Annotated in this window: 10 protein-coding genes and 1 tRNA gene; 7 read left to right on the top strand and 4 right to left on the bottom strand. The window is 40.1% G+C overall.

Going from position 1 to position 12,766, the window contains the following annotated elements:
* The gene (locus tag BM095_RS02720) at positions 1–429 is read right to left on the bottom strand and encodes a DUF2621 family protein (RefSeq protein WP_091657039.1); all 429 of its coding nucleotides are present in this window, start codon (positions 427–429) and stop codon (positions 1–3) included.
* A 171-nt stretch (positions 430–600) separates the two neighbouring features.
* Here BM095_RS02720 and BM095_RS02715 point away from each other — a divergent pair, with 171 nt between their 5' ends.
* A complete protein-coding gene (locus BM095_RS02715) occupies positions 601–990 on the top strand; it encodes a hypothetical protein (protein WP_091657036.1) in 390 nt (129 codons plus the stop codon).
* 89 nt (positions 991–1,079) lie between these two features.
* Here the strand turns inward: BM095_RS02715 and BM095_RS02710 are convergent, their stop codons facing one another.
* The gene (locus BM095_RS02710) at positions 1,080–2,015 is read right to left on the bottom strand and encodes a 1,4-dihydroxy-2-naphthoate polyprenyltransferase (RefSeq protein ID WP_091657033.1); all 936 of its coding nucleotides are present in this window, start codon (positions 2,013–2,015) and stop codon (positions 1,080–1,082) included.
* A gap of 212 nt (positions 2,016–2,227) precedes the next feature.
* Here BM095_RS02710 and BM095_RS02705 point away from each other — a divergent pair, with 212 nt between their 5' ends.
* From BM095_RS02705 to menC, 6 genes are all read left to right on the top strand, one after another.
* Positions 2,228–3,640, top strand: a complete 1,413-nt coding sequence (locus tag BM095_RS02705; protein WP_091657030.1) for an isochorismate synthase — start codon at positions 2,228–2,230, stop codon at positions 3,638–3,640.
* Positions 3,633–5,393: a 2-succinyl-5-enolpyruvyl-6-hydroxy-3-cyclohexene-1-carboxylic-acid synthase gene (gene menD, locus BM095_RS02700; protein WP_091657028.1), complete on the top strand. Its 1,761-nt coding sequence runs from the start codon at positions 3,633–3,635 to the stop codon at positions 5,391–5,393. The genes BM095_RS02705 and menD overlap by 8 nt, the downstream gene beginning before the upstream one ends.
* A complete protein-coding gene (menH, locus tag BM095_RS02695) occupies positions 5,390–6,214 on the top strand; it encodes a 2-succinyl-6-hydroxy-2,4-cyclohexadiene-1-carboxylate synthase (RefSeq protein ID WP_091657025.1) in 825 nt (274 codons plus the stop codon). The genes menD and menH overlap by 4 nt, the downstream gene beginning before the upstream one ends.
* Before the next feature lie 13 nt (positions 6,215–6,227).
* Positions 6,228–7,046, top strand: a complete 819-nt coding sequence (gene menB, locus BM095_RS02690) for a 1,4-dihydroxy-2-naphthoyl-CoA synthase (protein ID WP_091657023.1) — start codon at positions 6,228–6,230, stop codon at positions 7,044–7,046.
* Positions 7,047–7,139: 93 nt separating this feature from the next.
* Positions 7,140–8,621: an o-succinylbenzoate--CoA ligase gene (locus BM095_RS02685; RefSeq protein ID WP_091657020.1), complete on the top strand. Its 1,482-nt coding sequence runs from the start codon at positions 7,140–7,142 to the stop codon at positions 8,619–8,621.
* On the top strand, positions 8,611–9,720 hold the full coding sequence (gene menC, locus BM095_RS02680) for an o-succinylbenzoate synthase (protein ID WP_091657018.1): 1,110 nt from the start codon (positions 8,611–8,613) through the stop codon (positions 9,718–9,720). The genes BM095_RS02685 and menC overlap by 11 nt, the downstream gene beginning before the upstream one ends.
* 129 nt (positions 9,721–9,849) lie before the next feature.
* Here the strand turns inward: menC and BM095_RS02675 are convergent, their stop codons facing one another.
* Positions 9,850–11,250 (bottom strand): purine-cytosine permease family protein, encoded by a 1,401-nt coding sequence (locus BM095_RS02675; RefSeq protein ID WP_091657015.1) that lies wholly within the window; start codon positions 11,248–11,250, stop codon positions 9,850–9,852.
* 1,405 nt (positions 11,251–12,655) lie between these two features.
* A tRNA-Sec gene (locus BM095_RS02670) sits at positions 12,656–12,752 on the bottom strand.
* Positions 12,753–12,766 lie beyond the last annotated feature (14 nt).

The raw sequence follows: 12,766 nt of genomic DNA, 5'->3' as shown, positions 1-12,766 counted from the left end.
TTAATTAAATAAATGTTCATAAGTAGAAAAATCAATATTTTTTTCTATCAGTTTCTTCCTTAAGAACTTATGGTCGCGTTTTGGTGTTGCAATAATATAGCCTCTTATCAATAAGTCTTCGTCTATTTCCTGAGCTTTCTCCTTTAAGGCCAATTCTCCTACCTTACCGGCGATCTTTTCTCTGGCAGTGTCGCGAAAAATTTCGGGAACAGGAGAAACAAGTTCTTCAAGCAAATCTTTTTTATCTTGGGGCCATAAGTGTATTGTTTTGTCGATGTAGTAATCTTGCCAATCTAGTGTTGATTTGCCATCTTCTTTAGGCATACTTTTTAAAAATTTACGGAACATAAAATATCCGCCAATAAATAAGAAGCCTGTAATCAAAACGGACCAAAATACTATAAACCACATAAACATATCGGAAGGCATTTATATCACCTCATTAGCCGTTCTTTATCACCAAACATTCTAACACAACAAACAGAAAATAAAAGCATTTTTTCATAGACTTTCATGAAAGGTTCTTTTTTGTTGCAACGCCTCTGTTCGAATAGTGAAGTCACTCGTTCTTTGATATAATTCGAGAGGGAGGGAAATGAAATGTGGATGTATCTTATCAATTTCGGTATTCATTGGTTATTGGCTTTAGCATTTTTTTTGCTGATTCCTTTTCCGTTTTTCATTAAGGGGATGGAAGAGGAAAGTGCCCTTTTTATAAAAAGGATATACAAGTGGATTATTCATTTTGCTCATGTTGCTATTGTAGGAACGTTGATAACAGGAATTATTATTATGGATACCTGGTTGTCTTGGTGGACATTAATAATTATTCTGTTATGGCTCATTATCGGAGCTTTTTTAGGTTTTACGGCAAAATCTTTAAAAGCATCGCTTACCTCACATGAAAAACAGCCGCTTTTAAAGCATAGCACGATCTTATCCGTCGCAATCACTGTTATGTTCGTCATTAAGTTTTCAGGATGGTTTTAACGGGTAAGGTGAAGATGTACGAAACAGGGAGAAAAGGAAAATAAAAACGCACTGCTTTCTAGGTAACAGTGCGTAGTTACATGTATAAATTACAAAACATATCCCATGAAAATACCGATGGCTAATAATAATCCATAAAATGTATTTGTTTGAGCAGCCGCTTTCATGGCGGGCATCATTGATATAGGGGTCGTTTTTCCGATAAACCCATTCACAGCTTGGATGGCTTTCGGTATGCTCAAACAGGCTAGTAATACCCATGGAGTTAACGAGGTACTGGCTGCAATGTAGATTAACCATAAGTAAGAAAATCCATACATAATACCTAAAAATATGATGGCGTTTTTAGGACCTAAAACAATAGGAAGCGTTTTACGGCCGTTAGCTTTGTCTCCATCATGATCTCTGAGATTATTACCAAGATTGATGAGACCGACTAAAACGCCAATTGGTATGGCTGTGAGAATAGCTGTTTGGGAGACAAATCCTGTTTGGATAAAAAAAGTAATTAATATAATTAAAAATCCCATAAACAGTCCAGAAAATAATTCACCGAATGGAGTGGAAGAAATCGGTATTGGTCCGCCGGTGTATAAATACCCGACAGCCATGCAGACAAGCCCTACCACAGCTATCCACCAAGAGGACATGATGCAGATGTAAATACCGAGCAAAAGCGCTATGAAGTACATGCTTAGTGCTAAATTCATAATTAATTTTGGCGTCATCCCATATCGTACAATACCACCGCCAATACCGACTGATTCTTTTGTATCTAAACCTCTAACGAAATCGTAATACTCGTTAAATAAGTTCGTTGCCGCTTGAATGAATAAACTGGCTAGTAGCATAGCTGCAAACAAAAAGAGGTTGATCTCTCCTTCTAATAATGCCAAAACGGTACCTAACAGAACAGGGACAAAAGACGCGGTTAATGTATGGGGCCGGATTAATTCCCACCATATTTTCCAGCCGCGTTTCGAAGGTAATGAATTCGTCGACTGTGATTGTTCGTGAATGTCCATCTTTTTCTCCTCTTTCTTTATAAATGATTACAAGGAAGCCTAACGCAAGGGTATACTATATATGATCTACCGAATTAAGTGTAGGGAAGAAAGCAAAAAGTGTCAATTGTGTTAGCGCTAATATGACCCTTTGTTTGACAGTTATTAAAACGTAAGTGTATCTTTAAATAGGTTAAATCTCGCCTTTAATACAGATATATAGGGTGATCGAATTGGTAATAACAAAAGATGCGTACTGTTTGGACGGGCTACGGTTTGCTATTAAAAAGGCTAAAGACCAACAAACCACCGTGTTATTCAGCTACGTTCAAAAAATAGATAATCATGATCCGATTGCATTTTATCATGCCGGACGAGAAAACTATAAAGGTCAATGTTTTTTCTGGCAAGACCCCAAAAAAGAAATCATACTTGCCGGGACAGGTCAAGTTACTCCATTATCATCCACAGGTTCCTATGACCGCTATATTCATGTAGAAAAAAACTGGGATAAGCTGCTGCGTCAAGCGGTCTCTTCCGGTGAGTCTGGAGTAATCGGGACCGGTCCTCTTCTGTTTGGAGGGTTTTCTTTTGATCCAGAAGAAGAGAAAAAGACGCTATGGAATGATTTCGAAGATGAGACATTCGCTATCCCATGTTATATGTTGTCTCTTATTGAGGGGCAGTCATATTTAACGATTAATCGCATTTGTTCGCCGGATGATAACGAATGGCATCTTTATAAACAAGTAGAGAACGAGGTAGAAGAGTTAACAGATCAAAGAAAATTCTCTGTTTCTCCTTCGATTAATCCATTAATTAAACAGGAAGAGATTCATGCCGACGCATGGAAAACGACAGTAGCTTCTGCGATAACAAACATGAAACATAGTTCTTTAGATAAGGTCGTCCTAGCAAGAGAGTTAAGACTTACTTTTGAAAACGATATATCGCCTGAGAACGTGCTTCTCCAATTAATGAAAGAACAACCAGACAGTTATATTTTCAGTCTGGAGTCTGGAGACTCTGTTTTTATCGGTGCCACTCCTGAAAAATTAATCAAAAAGAGAAAGGAACAAGTGTTTTCTGATTGTTTAGCAGGGTCGATTGGCAGAGGAGAGGAGGAAGAAGATCGAAGGCTGGGAGAAGAATTGTTACAGGATCGAAAAAATTTATTAGAACATCAATATGTTGTCTCTATGATTAAGGATGCCTTTGATTCACTTTGCAGCTCTGTCAAAATCCCTGATGATGGCCCCGTGCTCATGAAAAACAGACATATCCAGCATTTGTACACGCCTATTTCGGGCGTTTGTGAAGAAGAAACTCCAGTGTTAGAGTTTGTGAGACGATTGCATCCTACTCCAGCGATGGGCGGGATGCCAAAAGACATGGCGGTTACTAAAATTAGGGAATGGGAAACCTTAGAAAGAGGAATGTATGCTGGTCCATTAGGTTGGATGGATGCCTATGGAAATAGCGAGTTTGCTGTTGGCATTCGATCGGCGCTGCTGAAAGGCCGTGAAGCATCTTTATTTGCTGGAGGCGGTGTGCTTGAAGATTCTACTCCAGAAAAAGAGTACAAGGAAACGGCGATAAAATTTAATCCGATGCTTAGTGCGCTTGGAGGGACGATGAATGAATGACCGTAGAGAGATAACATCTTATTTAAGTTCCTTCGTGAAGGGACTCTATCAGGGAGGAATTAAACATGCTGTCGTCAGCCCAGGGTCACGGTCTACCCCGCTTGCCATGATGTTATCCGCTTATCCTGAAATAGAAGTTCAAGTCAATATGGATGAAAGATCAGCTGGTTTTTACGCATTAGGACTCGCCAAAGCATTAAATGAGCCTGTAGCGGTGGTTTGTACTTCTGGTACTGCTGCCGCTAATTTCTATCCTGCTGTTGTAGAGGCTTTTTATGCGAGAGTACCACTCGTTGTATTAACGGCCGACCGACCGCATGAATTAAGAGATACAGGAGCACCTCAAACGATTGATCAGATACATATGTATGGCAAACACGTGAAATGGTTCATGGATGTCTCGTTACCCGAGAGCTCTCAACATATGCAAAATTATGTAAAAACAATAGCTGTCCGCGCTGGGACAACATCTGTAAACAATCCAATTGGCCCCGTTCACTTAAATTTGCCATTTAGAGACCCTCTTGTACCCGATATGCAGTTGGCTAAGCAGCTGCTGAAGGAAAAACATGACGATCAAGAAAGACTGGTAAGGCAAGGTTCTTTAACACTGTCAAAAGAACAAATTCACCAATGTCTTTCCCTCTTAACTTCATCTAGTCGTGGTATTATTATTTGCGGAGAACTACAACATAAGAAGGCACAGAAACATATTTTGGAGCTAGCGGAACAACTTCAATTTCCTGTCCTGGCTGACCCTTTATCTCATATACGAAGCAATAGGGATAGTGAAGCAATCATTGATACGTATGACACTTTTTTAAGAAATGAAAAAGCAGTAGAATGCATGAAACCAGATGTAGTCTTAAGGTTTGGTGCTATGCCCGTATCGAAGCCACTTTTATTATTTCTTAAAAAGTGGAAAGATGCCGAACACCTGATTGTTGATGAAGGAAGCGGGTGGAGAGAGCCGGTCGGAGTTCCTGCACATATGTTTTTTAGCGATGAGGAAACGTTTTGTTCGAGTGTATTAAAAGAATTGGCGAACGATCATGGAAAAGATAGCGATTGGTTGTCCTTATGGAAAACGATGAACGATCAGACTAAGTCCGCTTTACAACACGTTTATGAGGATAAGGAATTAAATGAGGGAAAGTTATTTGCTTTATTACAAAAGCAAATGCCTGAGGATTCAACTCTGTTTGTAGGCAATAGCATGCCAATCCGGGACGTGGATACATTTTTTCATACAAATAATAAAGGCATTCAGATACTAGCTAATCGTGGAGCAAACGGCATAGACGGTGTGGTCTCGACTGCAATTGGTGTAAGTCAGGTAAGAGAGAACACAATATTGGCGATTGGTGATATTAGTTTTTACCATGACATGAATGGGTTGCTCGCTGCAAAACAATTAAAATGTGATCTTACGATTATTGTTGTAAATAACGATGGAGGCGGGATATTTTCGTTTCTTCCTCAATCTCAGGAAGAAGAATATTTCGAGAAATTATTTGGAACTCCTCATGGATTGGATTTTTCGCATGCCGCCGCTCTTTATGATGCTTCTTTCTACCGAATTCATAATTGGGATGAGTGGGACCGGGCGTTTCAGAATTCTATGGAGAAGAAAGGTTTAAAGATCATCGAAGTTCAAACAGAAAGAACAACAAACGCTACAAATCACCGAAAATTATGGGAGCATGTGTCTCATCAAATTTCCAATTTATTGGAAGGTGAGAAGGGAAAATGAATGTCGATTGTGGAGATGTTACTTATCATATACAAGTAGCAGGAGAAGGGGAAGCACTGTTACTATTACATGGATTTACAGGCAGCGGTCAAACATGGGAATACCTGATAGATGACTTAAAGGAAGATTATTTTGTAATAATGGTAGATATCATTGGGCATGGGCAGTCTGATCATCCTCGTGATGTAAGGAAATATGATATCAAGCGTGTGGCGGGGGATATAAAAGCGATTTTACATGATCTAAACTTCTCTTCCGCCCATGTTCTCGGCTATTCTATGGGAGGACGACTCGCCTTAACGTTAGCATGTCTCTATCCCGAAATCGTCCGCAGTCTGATCCTAGAAAGTGCCTCACCTGGCTTAAAGACAAGAGAAGAAAGAGAAAAACGAAGACACCATGATAAAAAACTAGCTAATGAAATTTCAGATAAAGGAATAAGTGCATTCATAAAGAAGTGGGAGAATATTCCGTTGTTTGCGAGTCAGAACAAACTTCCTGTTGAACAGAAACAAGCCATTCGATCTCAAAGATTGAAAAATACAGAAGTAGGCCTTGCCAACAGCTTACTTGGTATGGGGACGGGTGCTCAACCTTCTTGGTGGGATTTCCTCCCAAGACTAAACATGCAAGTATTGTTGATCACAGGTGAATTGGATGTTAAGTTTTGTGAAATTGCTCGTGCAATGGCAAGAGAGATCAATAGTGTGAAATGGGTAACGGTTAACGATACAGGACATACAATTCATGTCGAATCCCCTCAGAAATTTGGTACAATAGTAAAAGAGTTCTTACTATCCAATCATACAAATAATACATAGGGAGGCAGTAACAATGACGATTCAGTGGGAAGCAATCAGGGAATACGATGACATTCTGTATGAAAAATATAATCACATCGCAAAAATATCTATTAACCGGCCGGAAGTACGGAATGCTTTCCGTCCTAAAACAACAGCTGAATTGATTGATGCATTTTCGAGAGCGCGTGATGATTCATCCATAGGCGCTATTATACTTACTGGAGTAGGAGAAAAAGCCTTTTGTTCCGGAGGCGACCAAAAAGTGCGAGGCCATGGTGGATATGTTGGTGACGATGAAATCCCTCGTCTTAATGTACTAGATTTACAGCGGATGATTCGGGTGATTCCAAAACCAGTCGTTGCAATGGTTGCCGGATATGCAATTGGAGGAGGCCACGTGTTACATGTTGTTTGTGACTTAACAATCGCTGCAGAAAATGCGATATTTGGCCAAACAGGTCCGAAGGTTGGAAGCTTTGATGGCGGTTATGGCGCAGGTTACTTGGCTGAGATTGTTGGTCAGAAGAAAGCACGTGAAATTTGGTATTTATGCCGCCAATACAATGCCCAGGAAGCTCTAGATATGGGCCTTGTAAATACGGTAGTTCCTGTTGATAAGCTGGAAGAAGAAACAGTTCAATGGTGTGAAGAAATGCTTGAAAAAAGCCCGACTGCACTACGTATGTTAAAAGCAGCATTTAATGCGTCTACAGACGGTCTTGCCGGGTTGCAGCAATTTGCTGGTGACGCAACTCTCTTATATTACACGACTGATGAAGCAAAAGAAGGAAGAGACGCTTTTAAAGAAAAACGCAAGCCTGATTTTGACCAGTTTCCACGTTTTCCTTAAACGAAGTGAATCTTTTTAACAAAGAAGGAGAACAGCTTGGCGATAGCCAGGCTGTTTTCTCTATGCGATACGAAGAAAGGTGGTAGAGAGTACATGACAAAAGTACTGCCAAATTGGCTGAAAAAAAGAGCTTTTGTAACGCCTGACCGTACAGCGATCGAGTACAAAGATCAACAATATACGTTTAAACAACTACATCAATTGACAGGGGAAAAAGCGGGCCAATTAGCTGCAGCTGGAGTTAAAAAAGGAGATGTAGGAGCCATTCTTTTAAAAAACCATCCAGATACTGTCATTATGATCCATGCGCTTTTTTATATTGGTGTACAAGTAGTTATGTTAAATAATAAGCTCTCCAAAGATGAATTGACCTGGCAACTAGAAGATAGTCAAGCTTCGTTCGTCATCACCGAAACCACTTTTTTAAACAAAGTAGAGACGCAGCATCAATGGTCTGTGTGGACAATGGATGAAATGTCTGAATGGCCAAGCATAACTGCGGCAGTGAAAGAAGAACATGACTTAGATGATATAGCGACTGTTATGTATACTTCTGGTACAACAGGGTATCCAAAAGGAGTCATACAGACTTATGGGAATCATTGGTGGAGTGCAGTTGGCTCAGCTTTAAATCTTGGATTAAGTGAAAATGATAGTTGGTACTGTTCCGTGCCTGTTTTCCATATTAGCGGTCTATCTATTTTAATGAGAAGTGTGATTTATGGGATGACTGTTATTTTGGCAGAAAAATTTTCTGCGAAAGAAGCCAATTGGCACATACATGAGAACGGAGTCACGATTATGTCTGTCGTACCAACCATGTTAAACAGAATGGTTCATGAATTAGGAGAGTCTATTTACCCATCTTCTTTCAGGTGCATGCTTTTAGGCGGAGGACCTGCTCCCGAATCCTTATTAAAAAAATGTAAAACAAAAAAGATACCAGTCTTTCAATCCTATGGAATGACAGAAACCTCTTCACAGATTGTTACGTTATCTCCTGATGACAGTTTAAGAAAATTAGGCTCTGCGGGAAAAGCGCTCATGCCTTCTCAAGTTCGTATTAACACAGAGGATAAGGAGGCAAAACCCGGAGAAGAAGGGGAAATTTTAGTTAAAGGACCCAACGTGACGAGAGGTTATTTAAATAACCTAGCAGCTACGGAAAAGGCGATTCATGAAGGGTGGTTCTATACAGGTGATATTGGTTACTTAGATAAAGAAGGGTTTTTATATGTCCTTGATCGTCGTTCCGACCTCATCATCTCAGGAGGGGAAAATATTTACCCTGCAGAGATCGAGTCTGTATTATCTTCTTTTCCTGCGGTTCAGGAAGCTGGAGTGATTGGGAAAAAAGATGAGGAATGGGGGGAAGTCCCTGTTGCTTTTGTCGTAGTGAATGCACAATCAGCTGAGACTATAATAAGGGAAATAAAAACATATTGTGAAGAAAGATTGGCATCCTATAAAGTTCCAAGAAAAATCATACCGTGCAATAAGCTGCCTCGGAATGCTGCTGGTAAATTGCTGAGAAGAGAACTAAGAAAAACTTTGGGTGATCAAGATGAAGCTTAGTAGTATACATTTGCGGATAGTTAAAGCATCATTGAAAAAGCCATTTGTCAGTCCATTGTACACGGTGAAAGAGAGAGAAGCTATCATTGTGGAGGCAAGAGACACGGAGGGACGGGTTGGATATGGGGAAGCAGTTCCATTTGCGTCACCATGGTATACAGAGGAAACGTTACATACATGCTGGCATATGTTAGAAGATTTTTTAATTCCGTTAACGTTTCGAGCTGAATGGGGACATCCTAGCGAGCTTCCTTCTATATGGAGCAGTGTGAAAAGAAACAATATGGCAAAATCTGCGCTGGAACAGTCCTTATGGGATCTACATGCGAAGAAGAAAGAGACGTATATTGGACGTCTGTTTGGAGGGGAAAGAACGAGAGTCTCCGCTGGTACGGTAGTGACTTCAGACAGCCCTGAAGGCATGGTTACCCAAATATCGGAACGAATGAAAGAAGGATACAGTCGTTACAAAGTGAAAATCTCACCTGAAAATGACATTGCTATTCTTCAATCGATCAGAGAAGCGTATCCGCATCTTCCATTAATGGCGGACGCTAACAGTACGTATAGCTTAAAAACAAAAGACCTTATAAAAAGATTGGACCCATTTCATTTATTAATGATAGAACAGCCATTGTCTCATGACGATATCGTAGAGCATGCTGAACTGCAAAAGTACATAGATACACCAATATGCCTCGATGAAAGTATACATTCTGTACATGACGTAAAAAGTGCTCTTATGCTCGGCAGCTGTCAAATATTTACGGTTAAAATGGCTAAGCTTGGTGGTTGGAATGCAGCCGCTCATGTTCATCATTTGTGTTCCAAACAGGACATCTCTTTGTGGGTCGGGGGGATGATTGAATTTGGAGTGTCTCGTGCTCATAATCTAGCGTTAGCTACCTTACCTGGGTTTACAATTCCTGGAGACATTTCCTCGTCTTCTACCTACTGGGAAGAGGACATTATTGATCCAGAAATCGTAGTGAATAACGGAAAAATCAAGGTCCCCGACTCACCAGGCATCGGTTTTGCTATCAATAATAAACGCTTGAACGAAATTACAATGTATTCTGAAGTATTTTCTGCAATATAACGTGCAGAATGAATAGCATCACTAATATAAAAGCTCAAATATGGTAAGGCCATATTTGAGCTTGACATATTTACATAAGCAAACTTCGAGATAACATGATGCACTTTGTATGTTGGGACCGTCTGGGAATTAGGCAATATAGTCTTCTTTTTCAATATCGCTGGATTCTGTTTTTATATAATATTTCCCTTGTGTGGAAACGGCTAGAATTACAGTGAGTATAGCAGCCAGTGCCGCTGCAAAGAATGCAGCCGTACTTTGCAGGAACGTACCCATGTATCCTAAGGCAGCAATCGTGCCTAAGCCACTAGCTACCAACAATGATACAACGCCAACCGGATTCCATTTATGCAGATTATGTTGTCTGGCCTCATAATAAGCTGGACCAATCTTAAGTACTCTTTTAACGACAATCGCATCGGTTACTAAAATGGCCGCCCAAGTCATCAAGAAGACCCCTTGGAATGTCATCACACTTTCCAGATGATTAACGATACCTCCAAGCATTAAAATCATCGCAGAAACACCTGTAACTACTACCCAAAAACGTCTGCCCGGGGTGAATTTAAAGATATTTTCAAAGAAGGTAGACAGTGATAAGGATCCGCTGTAGATGTTAGTAATGTTAATTCTTACTTGAGTTAACATGGTAAATAAAGCACCCCAAACACCAAGGAGTAGAACGATGTATACACCAGGATTCGGTTCTCCCAGACGAACGCCAAACCAAATTCCAAGACCGCCCATAACTCCAAAACAAAAAATTTGTGGGATAAATCCTATGGCAAAGATTCCTATCTTCGTATCTTTCGGTTTAAGAAAACGAGCATAATCGGAAGCTAGCAATGGAGTTAGTCCCATGATTCCGTGCTGCATCCCGATACAAAGTAATAAAGCCGTTCCACCAGCTTGAACCCCTTCTGGCATATAGGACCAAAAGCTTCCTTCATAAACAGAAGGAGTGAATGCAGTCATCACAATAGCCGCAACCAAAAAAACGCCAAAAAGTGGAAGGGACCATTTTTGCAGTTTATCTAATTGCTTGATACCAAACCAATTTAAAGGGATCACAATAGAACCAAAGAAAATAATTAATATCCATTCTGGAATAGCAGGTAAAAACTCATGAACAGCAGCAACTAATATTAAGCCTTCAAGCGCACAATACATAATAAAATTAGTAGCATAAATAAATGACGTCAAAGACGCACCAATATAGCCAAATCCACCGCCGCGGGACAGCAGGTTCACGTTCATCCCTGACTTTGCTGATAGAAAAGCAATGAATGTTCCTAATATACCAGCAACGATGATTGCATAAACAGCAGAGATAATAGCATTTATCGCACCAAATTGAAGCGCCATGACACTTCCCATTTGAAAGTAAAAAATGGCTGTGGCAATTCCAAAAGTAATATTGGTAATACTTAGCCACCCCATGTTTCTTTTGTTACGAGGTACCCTATCTAATGAATAGTCATCACTCATTTCCTCCTTAGCGTCGTGATCTGTAGAATAAACAGATCCCATCATTATCAACTCCTTTTACATGTGCAGAATTTCACAAGATGCTTCGTTGTTTATTTTGATGATATTTCACGACTAACGTTCCGTGTATCATCGTTAATGCTTCTTCATTACAATTAATCGGTTGCAATGGTATTGCCTATCCGGGAATGGATGGATGTAATGTCCACAATAACCCTGAAAAACGGAAGATGGAGGATGATGGTGGCGAACGGTGTTATTCATTCAGCAGCACCGGTGCCGACAGAAGAAACGAACAAGCCGTAGCGAAATGCCGGAATAGAGATTTAAAGGGATTGTCCAGCCAGGAGATTGGAAGCAGCGCAACCTCGAGGAGAAACGGGCGAAACACAGGTATAGCGATACATAAGCGAAGTCAGCCGACTCATCAATAAACCGGAAGATGCATATGCCTGATCTACAACGTGTAAAAACGACCATTGGATACTCAATGATCGTTCGGTAAAACAGGTAATGAAGGGAGAATTAGCATCATTCTCTCTTAAAAAACGGGAAAAGATTCTCCGTCAATCCTCGGACCATCTTCCCATCCGTTTTAGGGCTTTAAGCATCAACATGAACAATATATCAATTTTGTTAGGATAACCCTAATGTGACTATGATGCATGAATTGTTATAAGCGTGTAAAAAATCCAACCTATCTGCCAAATACTTGTTCTATCTCAGTAATAGTATACGTTCTATTTATGAAGCGCTTTCTTTTATTGATTTGTTTGGGGGAAGGTGATTCATCTTCATTCCTCTCACACCACCCGTATACGGACGTTCCATGTCATGTCATAGTAGAAACTCCTATCTTACAGAAAGGCTCTGGATCTCCAGTTTTACCCAATAAAGATCGATTCATCATTTGTCCGCTATGATGACCGTTTTATTCCTTGTTTTATTTTTAGGGCCTCATCAGACGTTCATGGTGACCGGGTGCGGGCTTCAGAATCGATTACGGTCTCCATCAAGCATCTAAGCGGGTAGACGTACATACCGAAAATTCATAATCCCTTTTAGTCTCTTAAAAATGTTCTTTACAGCTTTTTCTGTTAACCGCTCATTCTCTCTATTTGTGAATATATTATGATAGTCACGCAACGTTATTGCTACTGTGTCTTTAAACAGCGATAAAATTACTAAACATAGTAGTTAACGAAAAGTCTTCAAATTATAAAATTTTAAATTGAGTCCAAGCTTTAGATTTTCTACCTTACTTTCTTGTGGTTTTTCTTTTTTGACATAAAAAAACCTCCTATATGAATATAGAAGGCTGCGGTGGTGGGTATATTTATAAACCTTAACCCAAATGGTCACCCATTAAAGGTTTCTAAAAGATTCGCTTATATTGTTAATAGACCTCGTGATAGATAGAGCTTTAATAATTACTTTATTTTCATAATGGCGGGACCGTCTGGGAATCGAACCCAGCGGAGACGGCACGCGCCTCCCTGAAGGTTTTGAAGACCTCGGTGTGCACCAGCTTCACAACCGGCCCCATGTTTTTTCATAT

The sequence above is a fragment of the Alteribacillus iranensis genome, assembly GCF_900113025.1.
Taxonomy (GTDB): Bacteria; Bacillota; Bacilli; order Bacillales; family Marinococcaceae; genus Alteribacillus_A; species Alteribacillus_A iranensis.
Note: the sequence above shows the minus strand (reverse complement) of the source record. Positions and strands in the feature narration are given on the sequence as shown.